This window comes from Streptomyces sp. NPDC031274, from assembly GCF_055570235.1.
In genome coordinates this window covers 95,435-115,674 of the sequence record NZ_JBVIHP010000004.1, presented here as the reverse complement: position 1 = coordinate 115,674, position 20,240 = coordinate 95,435, and the positions used below count along the sequence as shown (strand labels likewise).

Annotated in this window: 20 protein-coding genes; 2 read left to right on the top strand and 18 right to left on the bottom strand. The window is 68.3% G+C overall.

What is annotated here, in order from left to right; genetic code table 11:
- Positions 1–20: 20 nt before the first annotated feature.
- From ACZ5CR_RS08705 to ACZ5CR_RS08650, 12 genes are all read right to left on the bottom strand, one after another.
- Positions 21–2,831 carry a DEAD/DEAH box helicase gene (locus tag ACZ5CR_RS08705; RefSeq protein ID WP_468855045.1) on the bottom strand — a complete coding sequence of 937 codons (2,811 nt, stop codon included), beginning with the start codon at positions 2,829–2,831 and terminating at the stop codon, positions 21–23.
- A gap of 43 nt (positions 2,832–2,874) precedes the next feature.
- Positions 2,875–3,792 carry a diacylglycerol kinase gene (locus ACZ5CR_RS08700; RefSeq protein ID WP_468855043.1) on the bottom strand — a complete coding sequence of 306 codons (918 nt, stop codon included), beginning with the start codon at positions 3,790–3,792 and terminating at the stop codon, positions 2,875–2,877.
- Between the two features lie 43 nt (positions 3,793–3,835).
- Positions 3,836–4,798, bottom strand: coding sequence for a twin-arginine translocase subunit TatC (gene tatC, locus ACZ5CR_RS08695; RefSeq protein WP_468855040.1), 963 nt, complete (start codon positions 4,796–4,798; stop codon positions 3,836–3,838).
- A gap of 47 nt (positions 4,799–4,845) precedes the next feature.
- Complete coding sequence (gene tatA, locus ACZ5CR_RS08690; RefSeq protein ID WP_468855038.1) at positions 4,846–5,136, bottom strand: Sec-independent protein translocase subunit TatA; 291 nt, start codon at positions 5,134–5,136, stop codon at positions 4,846–4,848.
- A 250-nt stretch (positions 5,137–5,386) separates the two neighbouring features.
- Positions 5,387–5,584: a hypothetical protein gene (locus ACZ5CR_RS08685; RefSeq protein ID WP_383284936.1), complete on the bottom strand. Its 198-nt coding sequence runs from the start codon at positions 5,582–5,584 to the stop codon at positions 5,387–5,389.
- Positions 5,585–5,593: 9 nt separating this feature from the next.
- Positions 5,594–5,827: a hypothetical protein gene (locus ACZ5CR_RS08680; protein ID WP_383284939.1), complete on the bottom strand. Its 234-nt coding sequence runs from the start codon at positions 5,825–5,827 to the stop codon at positions 5,594–5,596.
- A gap of 29 nt (positions 5,828–5,856) precedes the next feature.
- Entirely contained in the window at positions 5,857–6,855 is a 999-nt protein-coding gene (locus tag ACZ5CR_RS08675; RefSeq protein ID WP_389911835.1) for a helix-turn-helix transcriptional regulator, read from the bottom strand.
- 14 nt (positions 6,856–6,869) lie between these two features.
- The gene (locus ACZ5CR_RS08670; RefSeq protein ID WP_389911832.1) at positions 6,870–7,823 is read right to left on the bottom strand and encodes a helix-turn-helix transcriptional regulator; all 954 of its coding nucleotides are present in this window, start codon (positions 7,821–7,823) and stop codon (positions 6,870–6,872) included.
- 194 nt (positions 7,824–8,017) lie between these two features.
- Entirely contained in the window at positions 8,018–8,392 is a 375-nt protein-coding gene (locus tag ACZ5CR_RS08665) for an FKBP-type peptidyl-prolyl cis-trans isomerase (protein WP_468855034.1), read from the bottom strand.
- Between the two features lie 43 nt (positions 8,393–8,435).
- The gene (locus ACZ5CR_RS08660) at positions 8,436–9,440 is read right to left on the bottom strand and encodes an FKBP-type peptidyl-prolyl cis-trans isomerase (RefSeq protein WP_468855515.1); all 1,005 of its coding nucleotides are present in this window, start codon (positions 9,438–9,440) and stop codon (positions 8,436–8,438) included.
- A 130-nt stretch (positions 9,441–9,570) separates the two neighbouring features.
- Positions 9,571–10,932: a Pup--protein ligase gene (pafA, locus tag ACZ5CR_RS08655; RefSeq protein ID WP_055550703.1), complete on the bottom strand. Its 1,362-nt coding sequence runs from the start codon at positions 10,930–10,932 to the stop codon at positions 9,571–9,573.
- A 9-nt stretch (positions 10,933–10,941) separates the two neighbouring features.
- The gene (locus ACZ5CR_RS08650; RefSeq protein ID WP_468855033.1) at positions 10,942–12,201 is read right to left on the bottom strand and encodes an MFS transporter; all 1,260 of its coding nucleotides are present in this window, start codon (positions 12,199–12,201) and stop codon (positions 10,942–10,944) included.
- A gap of 127 nt (positions 12,202–12,328) precedes the next feature.
- On the opposite strand from ACZ5CR_RS08650, the gene ACZ5CR_RS08645 reads away from it, so the two are divergent.
- Positions 12,329–13,354 (top strand): LacI family DNA-binding transcriptional regulator, encoded by a 1,026-nt coding sequence (locus tag ACZ5CR_RS08645; protein ID WP_468855030.1) that lies wholly within the window; start codon positions 12,329–12,331, stop codon positions 13,352–13,354.
- 83 nt (positions 13,355–13,437) lie between these two features.
- Here the strand turns inward: ACZ5CR_RS08645 and prcA are convergent, their stop codons facing one another.
- The 6 genes from prcA to arc form a co-directional block, all read right to left on the bottom strand.
- A complete protein-coding gene (gene prcA, locus ACZ5CR_RS08640) occupies positions 13,438–14,202 on the bottom strand; it encodes a proteasome subunit alpha (protein ID WP_468855028.1) in 765 nt (254 codons plus the stop codon).
- 53 nt (positions 14,203–14,255) lie between these two features.
- Positions 14,256–15,101 carry a proteasome subunit beta gene (gene prcB, locus ACZ5CR_RS08635; RefSeq protein ID WP_389911817.1) on the bottom strand — a complete coding sequence of 282 codons (846 nt, stop codon included), beginning with the start codon at positions 15,099–15,101 and terminating at the stop codon, positions 14,256–14,258.
- A complete protein-coding gene (locus ACZ5CR_RS08630) occupies positions 15,053–15,646 on the bottom strand; it encodes an endonuclease VII domain-containing protein (RefSeq protein WP_468855025.1) in 594 nt (197 codons plus the stop codon). The genes prcB and ACZ5CR_RS08630 overlap by 49 nt, the downstream gene beginning before the upstream one ends.
- 45 nt (positions 15,647–15,691) lie before the next feature.
- Positions 15,692–15,910, bottom strand: coding sequence for a ubiquitin-like protein Pup (locus tag ACZ5CR_RS08625; RefSeq protein WP_249590985.1), 219 nt, complete (start codon positions 15,908–15,910; stop codon positions 15,692–15,694).
- 124 nt (positions 15,911–16,034) lie between these two features.
- Entirely contained in the window at positions 16,035–17,546 is a 1,512-nt protein-coding gene (dop, locus tag ACZ5CR_RS08620; RefSeq protein WP_468855023.1) for a depupylase/deamidase Dop, read from the bottom strand.
- 213 nt (positions 17,547–17,759) lie between these two features.
- Positions 17,760–19,526 carry a proteasome ATPase gene (gene arc / locus ACZ5CR_RS08615; protein WP_468855020.1) on the bottom strand — a complete coding sequence of 589 codons (1,767 nt, stop codon included), beginning with the start codon at positions 19,524–19,526 and terminating at the stop codon, positions 17,760–17,762.
- Positions 19,527–19,780: 254 nt separating this feature from the next.
- Between arc and ACZ5CR_RS08610 the strand changes: the two genes are divergently transcribed.
- On the top strand, positions 19,781–20,095 hold the full coding sequence (locus ACZ5CR_RS08610) for a ferredoxin (RefSeq protein WP_468855019.1): 315 nt from the start codon (positions 19,781–19,783) through the stop codon (positions 20,093–20,095).
- The last annotated feature ends 145 nt before the right edge of the window (positions 20,096–20,240 follow it).

Here is a 20,240-nt window from a genome sequence, read left to right as displayed (position 1 = left end):
CGGCCCGCCCCCACCCATCGTCACCCGACAGAGCTGTACGCCACCACACCCCGCAGCAGCTGATCCACGGCCTTGCGGGCGTTCTTGGCCACGGTCGACCCTTCGCGGGGAGCGGCGGCTGAGATCTGTCCAAGGACATCGATCACCTGCTTGCACCACCGGACGAAGTCCCCCGCAGGCATCTCGACCTCCCGAAGCACCTCGTCGAGGCCCTTGTCCGACGCCCACATGTACGCCGCCCAGGCGAAGCCGAGATCCGGCTCCCGCTGCCCGACCCCCTCGGCCTGGTTGATCTTGAACTCTTCCTCAAGGGCATCGAGCCGCCCCCAGATCCGCACCATCTCGCCGAGAGAGGCCTTCACCTTCCCCGAGGGCAGCTTGGGGGCGAGCGCGTCGTCAGCCATCCGGGCCTCGAACACCAACGCCGAGACACACGCGGCCAGTTCAGCCGGACTGAGCCCCTCCCACACGCCCTCCCGCAGGCATTCGCTCGCAAGGAGGTCCAGCTCTCCGTAGAGCCGGGCGAGCCGCTTGCCGTGCTCGGTGACCTCGTCGCCCCGCAGATAGTCCATCTCGGTCAGGAGCGCGACGATCCGGTCGAAGGTCCGCGCGATGGTGTTCGTGCGCCCCTCGATGCGCCGCTCCAGCTGCACGGTGTCCCGCCGCAGGCGGTAGTAGCGCTCGGCCCACCGGGCGTGGTCCTCCCGCTCGTCGCACCCGTGGCAGGGGTGCGCCCGCAACTCCGTACGGAGCCGGGCGATCTCGCGGTCGTCGGCGGCGACCGCGCGCCCCTTGCGGTGGCGCTCCGGCACGATGTGCCCGGCCTTCGTGCGCAGCGCGGACGCCAGGTCCCTGCGCGACTGCGGCGAGCGCGCGTTGAACGACTTCGGGATGCGCATCCGCTCCAGGGCCTCGACCGGCACCGGGAAGTCCATCGAGGCGAGCCGCTTGACCTGCCGCTCGGAGGTGAGGACAAGGGGGCGCGGCCCGTCCTGGTGCTCGAAGCCGCGGTGGCCGTTGACCCGCCCCGCGGGGATACCCGGATCCAGGACGAGCGCGAGGCCCGCGTACTTCCCGGTCGGCACGTGGATGACGTCACCGGGCTTGAGCTTCTCCAGGGCGGCGGCGGCCGCGGCCCTGCGCTGGTTGGCGCCCTGCTTGGCGAGCTCGGTCTCCCGGTCCTTCAGCTCGCGTCGCAGGCGTGCGTACTCGTCGAAGTCGCCCAAGTGGCAGGTCATCGAGGCCTTGTAGCCCTCAAGACCCTCTTCGTTCTTCTGAACCTGCCGGGAGATCCCGACGACCGACTTGTCGGCCTGGAACTGCGCGAAGGACGTCTCCAGGAGCTCCCGCGAGCGGTGCCGCCCGAACTGCTCGACCAGGTTCACCGCCATGTTGTACGACGGCTTGAAGCTGGACCGCAGCGGGTACGTACGCGTACCGGCGAGGCCCGCGAGGTGCTCCGGGCTCATGGCGCGCTGCCACAGGACCACCGCGTGGCCCTCGACGTCGATGCCGCGTCGCCCGGCACGGCCGGTCAGCTGGGTGTACTCACCGGGCGTGATGTCCGCGTGCTGCTCGCCGTTCCACTTGACGAGCTTCTCAAGCACCACGCTGCGCGCGGGCATGTTGATGCCCAGCGCGAGGGTCTCGGTGGCGAAGACCGCGCGCACGAGCCCGCGCACGAAGAGCTCCTCGACGACCTCCTTGAAGGTCGGCAGCATGCCCGCGTGGTGCGCGGCGATGCCGCGCTCAAGGCCTTCCAGCCATTCGTAGTAACCAAGGACGTGCAGGTCCTCGTCCGGGATGGCGGCCGTGCGCTCCTCGACGATCTCGCGGACCTGTGCCCGCGCGTCCTCGTCGTTCAGCCTCAGTCCCGCGTGCAGGCACTGCTGCACGGCGGCCTCGCAGGCCGCGCGGCTGAAGATGAACGTGATCGCGGGAAGGAGACCCTCGGAGTCGAGCCGGTCGATGACCTCGGGCCGGCCCGGCGTCCAGATCCGCGACCGCTGTCTGCGCTCGCGCTCGCGGTCGGCCTCGCGGATCATCTTGCCCTTGCGGCGATCACGCGGGTTGTACGAACGGCTGGCCTCCATCCGCGCCATGCGCGTGAGGTCGGGGTTGACGGCCTTGCGCTGGCCCTCCCCCTCCTCGAAGAGGTCGTACATCCGGCGTCCGGCCAGGACGTGCTGGAACAGCGGGACGGGCCGGTGCTCCGAGACGATCACCTGCGTGTCGCCGCGCACGGTGTCGAGCCAGTCGCCGAACTCCTCGGCGTTCGAGACGGTCGCCGACAGGGAGACCAGCGTCACCGACTCCTGGAGGTGGATGATCACCTCTTCCCAGACGGCGCCACGGAAGCGGTCGGAGAGGTAGTGCACCTCGTCCATCACCACATAGCCGAGGTTCAGCAGCGACTGCGAGCCCGAATACAGCATGTTCCGCAGCACCTCGGTGGTCATCACGACCACCGGGGCATCGGAGTTGACGCTGTTGTCGCCGGTCAGCAGACCGACCTTGTCCGCGCCGTATCTCCTGGAGAGGTCGGCGTACTTCTGGTTGGAGAGCGCCTTGATGGGCGTCGTGTAGAAGCACTTCTTGCCCTGCAACAGGGCAAGGTGCACGGCGAACTCGCCGACGATCGTCTTGCCCGAGCCCGTGGGGGCGGCCACGAGTACACCCTTGCCCGCCTCGAGCGCCCGACAGGCGTCGATCTGGAAGGGGTCGAGGCCGAATTCGTACATCTCGCGGAAGCCAGCGAGTGCGGTGGCCTGCTCGACAGCGCGCTCGCGCGCCGCCGCGTACCGCTCGGCCGGTGAGAGGTCCTCTGTCATCGTGCTTTCGAGACTACCGGCCACCACTGACAACGGACGATCATTATCCGTCTTGGGGTACCCGCGGCTCCTCGGGCCCGAGTATCCGCACGGCCCCCGGCACGCACTCCGCCGTCAGCGGCAGTCCCCCGAGCTGCTCCCCGTCCGCGTACCCGGTGACGCCCGACGCGGCGAGCTCCACCTTCGCGGCCCGGAACACGGTGACCTTGGGATGGTCGAGGTGTGTGCCCTTGTAGACCCGCGGGAAGACCTTGAGGAGTGTCGTACGGCTGCAGTCGCCGACGACCGTGACATCGAAGAGGCCGTCGCTCATGTCGGCCCGCGCGCAGATCTTCATGCCCCCGCCGTACGACGGTCCGTTCCCCACGGCGACGAGCGTCGCGTCGACCTCGTGGACCCGGCCGTCGTCCAGCGTGATCCGGTACGGGACGGGCCGGAAGGCGGCCAGCTCGACGGCCATCGCCAGGTCGTACTTGAAGCGTCCTGTGGGCCAGCGCATCCGGTTGCCCCGGTCGTTGACCCGCGAGTCGAAGCCGGAGGCGAGCACGGTGCCGAACCACGTCTTGCCCACCCGCCCCAGGTCGACGTCCCGCGCGCGCCCCGCGTCGAGCGCGTCGGCGACGGCCGCCCCCGCCGCGGCCGGGTCGCGCACCGGAAGCCCGAGGGCACGCGCGAAGTCGTTGCCGGTGCCCACGGCGATCACTCCCAACGGGGTGGGCGTCTGCGCGACCGCCTGCAGCGCGAGGCTCGCCATGCCGTCGCCGCCGACGGCTATCAGCGCGCCCGTACCGGCGTCGACGGCGTCACGGGCCCGGCGCAGCGCGTCGGCGGCGTCCTCGCCGATGACCGTGCGCACGGAGAAGCCCGCTGCCCGCAACGCGGAAGCGGCCGGCTGCGCCGCGTGGGCGCCCCGGCCGCGGCCCGCGGTGGGATTGACGAAGAGAGTGATCTCGCTGGTCACTGAGGGTCCCCCCGGACGGAGTGTGCGGGAGGACCTTACAAGATCAGGTCACGTCGTCGAAACCGTTTACCCGATCTCGGTTCGTGCTGTCGGCGCTCGCCTGCTCGGGCAGCGCACGGTTCGCGGACACGGGTTCGATCTCGTCGACGTCCTCAGGGGTGAGGTCCAGGTCGGAGGCCTCGTCGTCATCGGGTCCTGCCGCTTCGACCCTGGCCTTGCGCCGGTCGTTGAGGAGCGAGAAGGCGGTGGCCGCGAAGTAGAGCACCCAGATCGGTCCGGCGAGCATCATCATCGTCAGCGGGTCGGTGCTGGGCGTCGCCACGGCCGCGAAGACCGTGATGCCCATGATCATGCCGCGCCACCAGCCGAGCATCCGCTTGCCGGAGAGCACCCCGGTGAGGTTCAGCATCACCAGGAGCAGCGGAAGCTCGAAGGAGAGGCCGAAGACGATCACCATGCGGGTGACCAGGTCGAGCAGCTCGTCGAGGGGCAGCTGGTTGTCGACACCGCCCGGCGAGAAGTCGAGCAGCACGCGGGCCATCGTCGGCAGCGTCTTGTACGCGAAGAAGCCGCCGCCGAGGAACAGCGGGAAGCCCGCTCCCACGAACCCGTAGGCGTACTTCTTCTCGCTGCGGTGCAGACCGGGCGCGACGAACGCCCAGAGCTGGTAGAGCCAGACCGGCGCCGCGAGCACCATGCCTGCCATCAAGGACACCTTGAGGGCGAGCGTGAACGGCGTGAGCAGACCGTTCAGGACGATGCGCGCGCAGGTCTCGTGGCCGCCCGTCGCCGCCAGCTCGGCGAAGCTGGACTCGCATCCCACGGATTTCAGGATCGGGTCCGTGAAGAACTCGATGATGTCCTTGTAGAAGAACGCGGCGACGATCGCGACGACGATGATGGCCAGCACGGCCTTCGCGAGCCGATTGCGGAGCTCGCGCAAGTGCTCCGCAAGAGGCATCCGCCCCTCGGGATCCTGTTCCTTCTTGCGGGCAGACTTGAGCAACCCACGTCCTCATCTCGTGCGGCAGGCCGGCCGTCGCCGGCCTTGGATCAGCGCTTAGTCGTGCTGTCGGTGGGCTCGGTGACCGGACGGGAGCTGGTCACGTCGCCGGGCGCGGCCTGGATGGTGCGCGGCTGAGCGGCGGCGGGGTCGGTGGGCGGGTCGGCCGGGGCGGCCTCGTCCTTCTTCCCGTCCGACTTCATCGCCTTCGCCTCGCTCTTGAGGATGCGCGCGGACTTGCCGAGCGACCGGGCCATGTCGGGAAGCTTCTTCGCGCCGAACAGCAGAACGATGACGACGAGAATGAGAATGATCTCGGGGGCGCCGATCTTTCCGAACATAGGTCTTTACCTTCTCACCGAGGCGGCAGGGGCGGGGCTGCCGGACAGGCCGGACTTGGCTGTCCGGCCACCGTGCTGGCAGCGATCGTAACGCTCAGGGGTGAACGCAGGGCAATCCCTGTGCGTACTCCCAGTTGCGGCCCGCGCCTCGCACTCCGGGCCACTTCAGCAGCGTACCCGCCGGACAAGGGAAGTTGACAGGCCGCGGGGTCGATACGCGTCTCAGCCGCACCGTCAGGATTCACCGGCTCTAGAGGGTGTCCCGGCTCGCTCGGGCCACACCCGTCGCAGCTGCCTCAAGATCCTCCGCGGCGCGGTTGATCCGCTGTGTGGTCTGCGTCACTTGACTGCTGAGGCGCTGCGCCTCGATGAAGACCCGAATCGCCAGTACGCCGAGCACGGCGAGGCCACAGAACCCCGCGGCAATCGCCAGCATCGCCCAGAACATGCGCCGAGCCTAGACGGTCGAGTGCAGACGCAGCGTCCGCACCCCGCCGCCGGTGAGGAGTTCGACGATGCGTTCACCGGCGGGCTTGCGCACCGCGGTGCCGCACTCGGGGCACGTGAACGAGTAGAAGGTGGTGCGGGCCGAGGCGCCGATCGCCAGCCGCAGAGAGCCCGCGGAGAGTTCGAAGCGGGCTCGGCAGTCGGGGCAGGCGGCCTTGAAAAGCACGGGGGCAATTCTCGACATTCCGGGAATCTCGGACAAGATGCTGGTGTTCAACGCCCTTGCTCCTGCCTGTCGTACGACCCGCCGGGGTGCTTGTCGTGCTCGTCATAGGCCGCGAGCGCCTCGCGCGCCGCCTTGCGCGCGCTGTCCGCGAGATCCGCCGGGGAGACGATGTGCCCGTCCCCGCCGAGCCGCAGCGCGAGCCTGCGCAGCGAGGTGGGGTCCGGGGTGCGCAGCGTGATCCGCAGGCCCCCGTCGGGGAGTTCATCGGCGCTGTCGTGGGGGTAGTACTCGGCGACCCAGCGGCCGCCGGGCCCGACCTCGACGACCACCTCGGGGTCCTCGGCGGCGGGCTGCACGAGCCCCTCGGAGAGGTCCCGCAGTTCGACCTCGGGCGGCGAGGACGGCTCGTCCAGGATCTTGATCTCGGCCACCCGGTCGAGGCGGAAGGTGCGGCGCGCCTCGGAGAGGTAGCACCACGCCTCCATGTACGTGTGCCCGACGGCGAAGAGCCGGATCGGGTCGACCTCGCGCTCGGTGAGCTCGTCGCGCGCGGGCGAGTAGTAGCGCAGCCAGAGCCTGCGCCGCTCGGAGATGGCGCGGTCGACGTCGGCGAAGACACCGCCCTCGGACTCGAAGGTCACCGAGAGCCGCGCGCTCGCGCCCGCGTTCTCACCGGCCGCCGCCTCCAGCTTCGCGGTGGCGCGAAGGAGCGCCTGCCGGTCGCTCTCGCGCAGGCCGGGGAGGGTGGAGACCGCGCGGGCGGCCACCAGGAGCGCGGTGGCCTCGTCGGCGGCGAGCCGCAGGGGTGCCGCCACGTCGTCCGGGTTGTGCCACCAGATGCGGTCGCCGTCGGTGTCGATGTCGAGGAGATCGCCGCCGCGGAAACTGGTCCCGCACAGCGGCAGCACGTCCAGGTCCGAGATCAGTTCGTCCTCGGTGATCCCGAAGGCGCGGGCCACGTCACTGACGTGGGCGCCCGGGCGCTCGCGCAGGTAGGTGACCAGGGAGAGCATCCGGCGGGTCTGGTCGATGGCGTTCGAGGCCATGGTCGTACGTCCCCTCAGCCCTTGGCCACGGCGCGCAGCCGGTCCACTACGTCGGCCCGCAGCTCGGCGGGCTCAAGGACCACCACATCGGGCCCGAACTCCACCAGCCAGGCGTCGAGCCCGTGCCCGTACGGAATCTCCAACTCGTCCCATCCCTCGCCCACTTCGCGTATGCGGGCAGCCTTGGCGCGCAGCGGATAGCCCGCGCCCGTACGCAGTCTGATCAGGGCGGAGCGGTCGGCGCTCTCCCCCGCCCAGCTCGCGACGGTCTCACGCACCGTGACCACATCGGGGATGTCGGCGGTGAACTTCCCCGCGCGGGCGCGGACCTTTCCGGTGATGCGGGAGAGCCTGAAGACGCGCTCGGCGCCGCGGTCGCGGTCCCAGCCCGCGAGGTACCAGTGGCCGCGCCAGCACTCAAGGGCCCACGGCTCGACGTGGCGGGGCTCGGGGCGGGCCGCGGTGGCCTTGCGGTAGTCGAAGACGACCGGCCGCCGGTCGCGGCAGGCCAGCATCAGCGGCTCGAAGGACGCCTCGTGCACGGGGATGCGCGGCTCGAGGGCGCTGTGCGCCTCGTACGGGTCGACGTCCTCGGGCAGTCCGGCGGCGCGCAGCTTCTGCAGGGCGCCGCTGGCGGCTCCGGCGAGCCGGGCCTGCTGCCAGACCTTGGCCGCGAGGCCGAGCGCGGCGGCTTCCTCGGCGTCGATGGTGATGGGCGGCAGGCGGTTGCTGTCGCGGCGCGCGAGATAGCCCACCTCGCCGTCGAGGTTCTCCACCGTCTCGATGACCAGGCCGAGTTCGCGCAGATCGTCCTTGTCGCGCTCGAACATCCGGTTGAAGGAGTCGTCGGACCCCGCCTCCAGATAGGCCTCGATGGACTCGCGCAGCTCGCGCTTGCTGAGCGGCCGCCGGGTCCCGAGCAGACACAGCGCCAGGTTCATCAGCCGCTCGGCCTTGGCAATGGCCATCGACGCCCTTTCTCCACATGACTTCCGACCGCCGACCGTACCGCCCCGGGGTGTCTTGGTGAAAGCTCAGAGGAAGGGGGGGCATCCCGAAGGGAATCCGTTGAGGGTGGTGGTGGGAGACGGAAGGGCCCATGCCGGAACAGGCATGGGCCCTCAGTGGGCAGGTCTGATCAGACCCTGACCTCAGTCGTCGCTCAGGCGCCGACGAGGTCGCAGACGAAGATCAGCGACTCGCCGGGCGCGATACGGCCGCCACCGGCGCCGCGGTCGCCGTACGCCAGGTGCGCGGGGATGGTCAGCCGGCGGCGTCCGCCGACCTTCATGCCCTGGACACCCTGGTCCCAGCCGGCGATGACCTGGCCGGCGCCGAGCTGGAACTGGAGCGGCGTGCCGCGGTTCCAGGAGGCGTCGAACTCTTCACCGGTGGAGAAAGCCACACCCACGTAGTGGACGGAGACGGTGGCGCCCGCCTTGGCCTCCGGACCTTCGCCCTCCCAGATCTCCACGATCTCGAGGTCGGTGGGGGCCGGACCGTCGGGGAAGTCGATCTCGGGCTTCTCGATGCTCACGTTTAATGCTCCTGCTTGATACGAATGACCGGCCGGGACAGTCTTACATCTTCGCGAGGATGTCCACGGTGAAGACCAGCGTGGAGTCCTTCTTGATGGTGCTGCCCTGCGGCGGCTTGTCACCGTAACCGAGCTTCGGCGGGACGACGACCAGGACGCGGCTGCCGACCTTCTTGCCGGTCAGACCCTGCGCCCAGCCCTTGACGACCTGCGCCAGCTGGAACGAGGCGAGCTGGCCGCTCTTGTACGAGGAGTCGAACTCCTTGCCGTCGGCCCACAGCACGCCCTTGTACTGGCACAGGAGGCTGTCGGTCTCCTTGATCTCGTCGCCGTCGCCCTCGAGGATGTACGTCGCGACGAGCTTCTCGGGGGCGTCCTTCTTCTTCGGGACCTCGACCGAGGGGGCCTTGCCGTCCGTGTTCGTACCGACCTTGGGGAGGTCGATGTTGGACTGCGCGACCTCCTTGCCCTTGGCCGAGCTCTTGTTGCTGAAGGTGCCCACGAGGTCCACGACGAACACCAGCGTGTCCGTGCCCTTGATGCCCGCCTGCTTGTTGCCCTCGGTGCCGTAACCCATCTTCGGCGGGATCGCGAGCTGCACGCGGCTGTCGAGCTTCTTGCCGACCAGGGCCTGGTCCCAGCCGGGGATGACCTGACCGACGCCGATCGGGAAGACCGTGGGGTTGCCGCGGTCGTACGAGTTGTCGAAGACCTTGGCCGTGGCCCAGATCTGGCCGAGGTAGTTCGCCTGGAGGTAGTCGCCCTTCTTGACCACGTCGCCCTTGCCCTCGACCAGGGTCTTCACCGCGAGGTCGGAGGACGCCTTGCCGGGCCCCTTGGCGACGGTCGGCTTCTGCCCGAACTTCGTCCCCTTCGTGATCTCGGGCAGCGGCCCGTCCACGATCTTCGCCGTCGGCGCGGCCGACGACGAGTTGGAAGGGGATGGACTGTCACTGGACTTGGCCTTGTCGGCCTTTTTGTCGTCACCACAGCCGGCCAGCGTGAGCAGGCCTGCCGGAACAGCAAGGAGAAGTGAGCGTCGGCGCACGGTGGGGGCCTCGTATCGGTCGATCTTGTCGGTTGGCGTGCGCGCAACTCTACGCATGGAGAAGGGCGCCGTACGAGGAACGTACGGCGCCCCGCGTTGCGTTCCCGCAACGCATCTCCTGCATCTGGGCTTACATACCGGCGATCAGTTTCTCCACCCGGTCGTCCACCGACCGGAAGGGGTCCTTGCACAACACGGTGCGTTGTGCCTGGTCGTTGAGCTTCAGGTGCACCCAGTCGACCGTGAAGTCGCGGCGCTGCTCCTGGGCCCTGCGGATGAAGTCGCCGCGCAGCCGCGCGCGGGTCGTCTGCGGCGGCACCGACTTGCCTTCGAAGATCTTCAAGTCGTTGCAGATGCGGGCGGCTTGTCCCTTCCTCTCCAGGAGGTAGTACAGCCCGCGGCGGCGGTGGATGTCGTGGTACGCGAGGTCTATCTGCGCGACCCGCGGATGCGACATGGTCATGTTGTTCTTCGCCCGGTACCGCTCGATGAGCTTGTACTTCATGACCCAGTCGATCTCGGTGCCGATGCGGTCGAGGTCCTCGGCCTCGATCGCGTCGAGCGTGCGGCCCCACAGCTCGAGGACCTGCTCGACGGTGCCCGTGCGGATGCCGCGGCGGTCCACGAAGTCCACGGCTTTCTCGTAGTACTCGCGCTGTACTTCGAGGGCGGAGGCCTCGCGGCCGCTGGCCAGGCGCACCTTGCGGCGGCCCGTGATGTCGTGACTGACCTCGCGGATCGCCCGGATCGGGTTCTCCAAGGTCAGGTCCCGCATCACCGTGCCCGCTTCGATCATGCGCAGGACGAGGTCGGTGGCGCCGACCTTCAGGAGCATGGTCGTCTCGGACATGTTCGAGTCGCCGACGATGACGTGCAGCCGGCGGTAGCGCTCGGCGTCCGCGTGGGGTTCGTCGCGGGTGTTGATGATCGGCCGGGAGCGGGTGGTCGCGGAGGAGACCCCTTCCCAGATGTGCTCGGCACGCTGACTGACGCAGTACACGGCGCCGCGCGGAGTCTGCAGCACCTTGCCCGCGCCGCACAGCAGCTGTCGCGTGACGAGGAAGGGAATGAGGATGTCCGCGAGCCGCGAGAACTCCCCGTGCCGGGCCACCAGATAGTTCTCGTGGCAGCCGTAGGAGTTTCCCGCCGAGTCGGTGTTGTTCTTGAAGAGATAGACGTCGCCCGCGATTCCCTCCTCGTGCAGGCGGCGTTCGGCGTCGACGAGCAGGCCTTCCAGAATGCGCTCGCCCGCTTTGTCGTGGGTGACCAGCTCGGTCACGTTGTCACATTCCGGTGTCGCGTATTCCGGATGTGACCCGACGTCAAGATAGAGGCGGGCGCCGTTCCGCAGAAAGACGTTGCTGCTGCGGCCCCATGAGACAACACGGCGGAAGAGGTAGCGCGCCACCTCGTCAGGCGACAGACGGCGCTGTCCCCTAAACGTGCACGTGACGCCGTACTCATTCTCCAGCCCGAAAATGCGGCGGTCCATGACTGAACATTACGCCTGATGCCCTGCCCTGAAACCGGGTTCGACGGCACCGTTTCGATCATTTTCGGATGAACCCGCAACCACCGCCGTTTCAGCGGGGAGTACGAGCGTCCGCGCCGTGGCCAGCAGAACCAGCAGAGCGGCCACCCCGGCGACCCCGGGGATGACGAAGCCCGCCGTGGTCCCGCCCCACTCGACGACGGGGCCCGCGCCCGCCGTCCCCAGGGACGCGCCGACCATGAAGGTGGTCACCAGCCAGGAGAACGCCTCCGTGACCGTGCCCGCCGGAGCGTGCCGGTCGACGACGATGAACGCGCATGCCAGGGAGGGCGCGAGGAAGACCCCGGCGAGAGCCGCGAGCAGCGTCATCGCGACCGCGCCGGGCGTGAGCATCAGGGGCAGGTAGCCGACGGCGAGCAGCGCGACGAGCACGGTGAGCCGCTTCTCCGGTACGCCCTTCCATTCCCGCGCCCCGTACACCACACCGCCGACGAGCCCGCCGAACCCCACCGCCGCGATGAGCCACCCGTACACGGCGTCACCGCCGTTCCCGTCGGCGTACGACGAACCGGCGACGTTGATGGATCCGAGCGCCACGCCGACGAAGAGATACGCGCCGAGGAGCGCGAGGAGCCCGGGTGAGCGCAGCGCCCCGAGCCAGTGCGCCTCGCGGTCGGCCGAGCGCCACGCGCGCGAGGGCTTGGAGACCACCACGGAGAGGGCACCCAGGATTCCGACGGCGTTGACGACGAGCAGCGCGGCCTGCTCCGACCAGAGCGCAACGCATCCGGTGACCAGGAGCGGCCCCACGGTGAACATGATCTCCTGCGCCACCGCGTCCATGGCGTACGCGACGTGCACCTGCTTCTCCTCGCGAAGGACGCTCGGCCACAGCGCCCGCAGACCGCCCTCCAGGGGTGGCGTGGTCAGACCCGCCGCGGCGACCGAAGCGTAGGCGAGGGCGAGCGCGTCGGGGCCGGTGAAGGCGAAGGCCGCCATGCCGAGGGCGGAGAGCAGCGCCGCGGGCAGCTGCACGCGCGGCTGGCCGTAGAGGTCCACCAGGCGTCCGAGGAGCGGCTGTCCGACGGCGTTGGCCACCCCGTAGACCGCGGCGAGCGCTCCCGCCAGGCTGTACGACCCTCCCTCGGCGCGGATGAAGAGCACGATGGCGATCGGCGCGGTCGCGTTCGGCAGCCGCCCCACCAAGGTGCCCGCGAGCAGCCGCGTCACGTACCGCGCACGGAGGATCTCCGCGTATCCGGAAGCCATGTGATGCTCCCTCCCCCGCGCTGACGCGCCTAGGTGTTACGTATAACTTCGAGCGTCATACGTACCATGTGCGCTGTCCACGGGTCCACCGCTGCCCCGTCCCGCGGGCACGATCTGGGAGGTGCCGGTGGCCGGACCGCAGCAAGAAGCCGGGGGCCCACGCCCCACGAGCCGCGACGTCGCACGCGCCGCCGGGGTGTCCCAGGCCACCGTCTCCCTGGTGTTCGGCGAGAAGTGGCGCGGCCGCGTCGCCGAGCGCACCGCCGAGCGCGTCAGGGCCACCGCGCGCGAGCTGGGATACCGCCCCAACCTCGCCGCCCGCAACCTCCGCCTCGGCCGCACCAGGACAGCGCTCCTCGTCGTCCCCGCCCTCACGAACGAGTTCTTCGCCCGCGTCTACACCGGAGCCGCCCGCGTCGCCGCCGAGCACGGCGTCGGAGTCGTCCTCTATCCCTCCCCCGAAGGCGTCGGCCCCGCCCGCGATCCCTTCGACTCCAGCCGGGCCGCCCTCGACGGCGTCCTCGCGTCCTCCATGGCCTCCGACGCCCTCGCCACCATCCAGGGCGACGCGCTGCCCCTTGTCATGCTCGACAGCGACCCGGCGGACAGCCTCGGCGCGGCCACCGTCAACCTCGACATCGGCGACGGCATGCGCCAGGTGACCGAGCATCTGCTCGCCCTGGGCCACCGCGACTTCCTGCACCTCGCCGCGGGCGTCGACTCCTGGACCTTCGACGTACGCTCCGACGCCCTCGCAGCGGCGCTGAGGGGCACCGGAGCGGCCGTACGCACCGCCCGGGCACGCCTCACCGTCGACGAGGCCCGCACGGCCGCTGAGGCCGCCCTGCGCGCCCCCGGGCCCCGGCCCACCGCACTCGTCTGCGACGACGACATCCTCGCCGCGGGTGCCTGCAAGGCGGCCCGCCGCCTCGGCCTGCGCGTACCCGAGGACCTCTCGGTGACCGGCTTCGACGACCTCACCCTGGCGACCGCCGTGGAACCCGAACTCACCACCGTGCGGCTGCCCGCGGAGCAGTTCGGCGAACGCGGCATGACGTCCCTGCTCGCCGTCCTCGACGGCCGTACGCCACGGACCGACACCCTTCCCGTCGAACTGGTGACCCGCGGCTCGACGGCCCCCGCCGCCCGCTAGGGCCGCACACGCGTACGCCCCGCACCCCGGCCGCAGGGCCGGAACACGGGGCGTACGCCACACCGAACTACTTGCTTCTCGGCTTACTGCTCGTCGGAGTCGGCATCCGGCTCTTCGTTGTCGGACTCGGCGTCCGTGGGGGCCGATGCGCCGCCTTCGAGCAGCCGCGCGAGCTGACGCCCGACGATCCGCTTGAACTTCCGCTGCTGCGGCCTCGTACGGTCGAGCACCGCCACTTCGAGCCGCTCCGCGGGGATCTCCCGGTCGCTGCCGTTCGTGTCGCGGGAGAGCGACTGCACGGCCAGCTTCAGCGCCTCGGCGAGCGACATCCCGTCACGATGCCGCTGATCGAGATACGTGCTGATCTGTTCGGCGTTGCCGCCGACCGCGACCGAGCCGTGCTCGTCCACGATCGAACCGTCGTGCGGCAGCCGGTAGATCTGATCGGAGTCAGCCGTGGCGCCCACCTCGGCGACGACCAGCTCGACCTCGTACGGCTTCTCCGCCTGGCTCGAGAAGATCGTGCCCAGCGTCTGGGCGTAGACGTTCGCGAGCCCACGGGCCGTCACGTCGTCACGGTCGTAGGTGTATCCACGGAGATCGGCGTACCGCACGCCGCCGATCCGCAGGTTCTCGTACTCGTTGTACTTGCCGGCGGCCGCGAAGCCGATCCGGTCATAGATCTCGCTGAACTTGTGCAGCGCACGGGACGGGTTCTCGCCGACGAACACGATGCCATCGGCGAACTGCAGCACTACAAGGCTGCGACCACGGGCGATGCCCTTGCGGGCGTATTCCGCCCGGTCGGCCATGGCCTGCTGGGGTGAGACATAGAACGGCGTCGACACCGGCTATCCGTCCCTTTCTGTCAGTGACTCAGTCAGTGGCGAATACGGATCGATCAGAGCAGCGCGGCCCGCGGGCCGTCGGGCTGCTCCAGGCGCCGCTCAAGGATCGAGCGGGCGATCTCGGAAGACTCCTCATCTCCCAGCCTCCGGAAACCCTCGTCGGAGATCACAGTGACGATCGGATAGATGCGGCGAGCGACATCCGGACCACCCGTCGCCGAGTCGTCGTCCGCGGCGTCGTACAACGCCTGGACGACGAGCGTCGTGGCTTCCTGTTCCGACAGGTCGTTGCGGTAGAGCTTCTTCATCGCACCGCGCGCGAAGACCGAACCGGAGCCGGTGGCCGCGAAGCCGTGCTCCTCGGAGCGGCCGCCCGTGACGTCGTACGAGAAGATGCGGCCCTTCTCGCGGTCCACGTCGTACCCCGCGAAGAGCGGGACGACGGCCAGGCCCTGCATGGCCATCCCCAGGTTCGACCGGATCATCGTCGAAAGACGGTTCGCCTTGCCCTCCAGGGAGAGCGTGGCACCCTCGACCTTCTCGAAGTGCTCGAGCTCCAGCTGGAAGAGCTTGACCATCTCCACGGCGAGACCGGCGGTGCCCGCGATACCGACCGCTGAGTACTCGTCGGCCGGGAAGACCTTCTCGATGTCGCGCTGCGCGATGACATTGCCCATGGTCGCCCGCCGGTCACCGGCGAGCACCACTCCGCCGGGGAACGTCGTCGCCACGATCGTCGTGCCGTGCGGCGCCTCGATCACGCCCTGCGTGGGCGGCAACTGCCGGTTGCCCGGCAGGATGTCGGGCTGGTGCTCGGACAGAAAGTCCATGAAGGACGAGGAACCAGGCGTCAGGAAGGCAGCCGGTAGACGCCCGGTGCTACGAGTGTTGGCTTCCACGCGTTTCCTTCCAGGTAAGTGACGGCCCGCCGCAAAGTGTCGGGATCATCCCCCAACTTGCCGATGGCCGAATTGCAGTTGAAGCACAGTACGCCTCGGACCTTACCCGTCTCGTGGCAGTGATCCACATGAACGGCCGGGGCATTGAGGCAGATCACGCAGATCCCCATCTGGGAGGCGATCATCTCTTCGCGGTCGGCTTCGGTCATGCCGTACTGGCGCTTCAGATGGCCGACCCGTCCCTTGGTGGCTCGACAGGTCTTGCAGCTTGTCGAAAGCCCGTCAGAAGCGGTCGCATTGCGGTGCCATTCACTGTGGGGCTTCGTCACACCGCAACTACGGCAGTACTTGTGCCCCTCTGGCGTTGCCACCCGCGGTCGCACATTCTTACCCCTGGCCACCTGACGCTTCTGATGGTAGGCCGCCCAGCACTCTCGGCAGTACGCCTGAAGGCCATCGCGGGCCGACTTGTTTCGTGCGAAGGCCGCTCGCGGCCTGTCGTCCTGACACCGCGAGCAACGCTTCGTCTCCGGGCCCTCAGTCACTCAGGCACCCCCACCACCGAACCATTGATTCGAAGGCGAAGCCGGTCACTGCCCGCCCTTCTGAACGAAACTTCGCACGAAGTCCTCAGCATTCTCCTCGAGGACGTCGTCAATCTCATCCAGGACGGAGTCCACGTCGTCGCTCAACTTCTCCTGGCGCTCCTTGAGGTCTTCGGAGCCCTGTGCTTCCTCTGTCTGCTCCTCGACCTCCTCGGTGGAACGCGTCGCCTTCTGCTGTCCGCCGCCGGTGTCCTTGGTCGCCATCTACCTCACCCCGCTCGTTCGGTTCGATGCACTTGATCAGACCCTATAAGCCAGGTCTGACATCGGCCCCGTAGTTACTGCAACGTCCGGGGACCACCTCGATGATTCCCACACGCCGGGTCTTTCAGCCTCCGGTGAGCACTCGTACCAGATCCTCCGCCGTACGGCAGCGGTCGAGGAGCTCCTTGACGTGATTCCGCGTCCCGCGCAGTGGTTCCAGTGTGGGCACACGCTGGAGCGAGTCGCGGCCCGGCAGGTCGAAGATGACCGAATCCCAGGAGGCCGCGGCCACGTCGTCCGCGTACTGCTCCAGACAGCGGCCGCGGAAGTACGCACGGGTGTCCTCCGGGGGCTTCGTCTGGGCGCGCTCGACCTGAGGCTCCTCCAGGAGGCGCTTCATCTTGCCGCGGGCCACCAGGCGGTTGTAGAGGCCCTTGTCGGGCCGTACGTCCGCGTACTGAAGGTCGACGAGGTGCAGCCGCGCCGCGTCCCAGTCGAGGCTGTCACGGCGGCGGTAGCCCTCCATGAGTTCTCGCTTGGCGACCCAGTCGAGCTCTCCGGAGAGGCTCATCGGGTCGCTCTCCAGACGGCCGAGGACGTCTTCCCAACGGCTGAGAACGTCCTTGGTCTGCTCGTCGGCATCGGAGCCGTACCGCTCCTCCACATACTTGCGGGCCAGTTCGAAGTACTCCATCTGGAGCTGCACGGCGGTGAGTGTGCGGCCGCTACGGAGCGTGATGAGGCGCTCCAGCGTCGGGTCGTGGGAGACCTGGTGCAGGGTGCGCACGGGCTGGTCGACGGCGAGGTCCACCGCGATGAAGCCGTCCTCGATCATGGCGAGGACCAGGGACGTGGTGCCGAGCTTGAGATAGGTCGAGATCTCGGAGAGGTTCGCGTCGCCGATGATGACGTGCAGGCGGCGGTACTTCTCCGCGTCGGAGTGCGGCTCGTCCCGGGTGTTGATGATGGGCCGCTTGAGGGTGGTCTCCAGCCCCACCTCGACCTCGAAGTAGTCGGAGCGCTGGCTGAGCTGGAAGCCGTGTTCGTGCCCGTCCTGGCCGATGCCGACGCGTCCCGCGCCCGTGACGACCTGCCGGGAGACGAAGAACGGCGTCAGGTGGCGCACGATGTCCGAGAAGGGGGTTTCCCTTTTCATCAGATAGTTCTCGTGCGTGCCGTACGACGCGCCCTTGTTGTCGGTGTTGTTCTTGTAGAGGTGGATCGGCTGGGCACCCGGCAGCTGCGCGGCCCGCTCGGCCGCCTCCGCCATGATGCGTTCGCCGGCCTTGTCCCACAGGACGGCGTCCCAGGGATTGGTGACCTCGGGTGAGCTGTACTCGGGGTGCGCGTGGTCCACGTAGAGGCGCGCCCCATTGGTGAGGATCACATTGGCGAGACCGATGTCCTCGTCCGTGAGCTGACTGGCATCGGCGGTCTCACGTGCGAGGTCGAAGCCCCGTGCGTCCCGCAGCGGATTCTCCTCCTCGAAGTCCCAGCGGGCGCGTCGCGCCCGGTGCATCGCCGCGGCATAGGCGTTGACGATCTGGGACGAGGTGAGCATGGCATTGGCGTTCGGGTGGCCAGGGACGGAGATGCCGTACTCCGTCTCGATGCCCATTACTCGCCGTACGGTCATGCGGCCCTCCTTGCCCGGCGGCGCTCCCCTTCGGGAACAGCGCTCAAGTACCGCTGGTTCTCCGGTGCGTGTGCGGTGCCCGTCCCCGCACTGCGCGACTCGGCGGTACCGAAGAGCCTAGAGCGCCTTTGCGCTGGTGGGCAGATCATTGCGTCCATTGAAAAACAGACAGCTGCGGGTACCCACGAAGGACACCCGCAGCCGCCCTGTCTTCTACAGGTACTGACCGGTGTTCGCCACCGTGTCGATGGAGCGTCCGGTGTCCGCGCCCTGCTTTCCGGTGACGAGCGTACGGATGTACACGATCCGTTCGCCCTTCTTGCCGGAGATGCGGGCCCAGTCGTCCGGGTTGGTGGTGTTGGGCAGGTCCTCGTTCTCCTTGAACTCGTCGATGCAAGCCTGCAGGAGGTGAGAGACCCTGATGCCCTTCTGGTTGGCGTCGAGGAAGGCCTTGATGGCCATCTTCTTGGCGCGTCCGACGATGTTCTCGATCATGGCGCCCGAGTTGAAGTCCTTGAAGTACAGGACTTCCTTGTCCCCGTTGGCGTACGTCACCTCGAGGAAGCGGTTCTCCTCGGACTCCGCGTACATCTGCTCCACGACCGACTGGATCATGCCGTCCACAGTGGTGCGCCGGTCGGCGCTGTGCTCGGCGAGGTCGTCCGCGTGCAGCGGGAGCCGCTCGGTGAGGTACTTGGCGAAGATGTCCTTCGCCGCCTGGGCGTCGGGGCGCTCGATCTTGATCTTCACGTCGAGTCGTCCGGGCCGCAGGATCGCGGGGTCGATCATGTCCTCGCGGTTGGAGGCGCCGATGACGATGACGTTCTCCAGGCCTTCCACGCCGTCGATCTCGGCGAGCAGCTGCGGGACGATGGTGTTCTCCACGTCCGAGCTGACTCCGGATCCGCGGGTGCGGAAGAGGGATTCCATCTCGTCGAAGAAGACGATGACGGGGGTCCCCTCGCTCGCCTTCTCCCGCGCACGCTGGAAGACCAGGCGGATGTGACGCTCGGTCTCGCCGACGTACTTGTTGAGGAGCTCGGGGCCCTTGATGTTGAGGAAGAAGCTCTTCCCCGCTGCCGCTCCGGTCACCTCGGCGACCTTCTTGGCAAGGGAGTTGGCGACGGCCTTCGCGATCAGTGTCTTGCCGCAGCCGGGAGGCCCGTACAGCAGGACGCCCTTGGGCGGCCGCAGTTCGTGCTCCCTGAAGAGGTCCGGGTAGAGGTAGGGCAGTTCGACCGCGTCGCGGATCAGTTCGATCTGGTTGCCCAGACCGCCGATCTGCTCGTAGCCGATGTCCGGTACCTCTTCGAGGACGAGCTCTTCGACCTCGCTCTTGGGAACCACTTCGTAGACGTACCCGGAGCGGGGTTCGAGCAGGAGTGCGTCGCCGGGGCGGATGGTGACGTCGAGGAGTGGTTCGGCGAGCCGCACCACCCGCTCCTCGTCGGTGTGCCCGACCACCAGGGCACGCTCGCCGTCCTCAAGGATCTCCTTGAGGGTGACGATGTCCCCCACGCTCTCGTACTCCATGGCCTCGACCACGTTGAGCGCTTCGTTCAACATGAGTTCCTGGCCGCGCCTGAGCTCTTCGAGCTCGACGCTGGGGCTGACGTTCACCCGGAGCTTGCGGCCCCCGGTGAAGATGTCGGCCGTGCCGTCCTCGTTCGCCATGAGGAAGACTCCGAAGCCGGCCGGCGGCTGCGCGAGCCGGTCGACTTCCTCCTTGAGGGCCACGATCTGGTCGCGGGCCTCACGGAGCGTGTTGGCGAGCCGCTCGTTCTGTGCGGATACGCCGGCCAGATTTGTCTGCAGCTCGACGATCCGCTCTTCGAGAATCCTCGTATGACGCGGAGAGTCGGCGAGCTTACGTCGCAGGACGGCGATTTCCTGCTCGAGATAGGCAACCTGGCCGGCGGGGTCCTCAGACCCTCGCCCCGGCCGGATGCCGCGGTTGATGTCGTCGTCGTGGGCTGCCACGGTCCTCACCTCCTCCAAGGGGAGCTGGACGCTTCCAGACCCTACCTGGGTGGGTGTCGATTGAAACCCCTAGATCACAAAGACGGTCGAGGTGTGTCCGATCTTCACCCTTGCGCTCTCCCTCACACCAGAGGGATACCCACCCAACAACATCGGAAAGCGGCCGGTTGTATCGTCGAAGTGTTCAACACCCGTCAGGGCTGGCCCGACTTGTCCTCAAGTCGGTTCGCTCGACGCAGCGATCGGCAGGAGAGATGACCGTGCAGAACGAGTCTGGGACCGGCCCTGAGGGGCGCGATCTCCTGGAGGTCTGGATCGACCAGGACCTCTGTACCGGCGACGGCATCTGCGCCCAGTACGCGCCCGAGGTCTTCGAGCTGGACATCGACGGTCTGGCCTATGTGAAGAGCGGTGACGACGAACTCCTGCAGACGCCGGGCGCCACAACGCCCGTTCCGCCGACGCTTCTGCGTGACGTCGCGGACTCGGCGAAGGAGTGCCCCGGCGACTGCATCCACGTGCGTCGTGTTTCGGACAGCGTGGAGGTCTACGGCCCCGACGCGGCGTGAGGTCGCGAACGCATCGACAACTCATCCATGAAGAAGGGGCTGGGGGGGGGGGGGGACGGAGGGCACAAGCCGCTTCTTCCGGCGCTGTCTTCCCCCTCCTCGAGCCCCCCCTGAGGTTAGACAGGCGAACAAACCACGCTTCCCT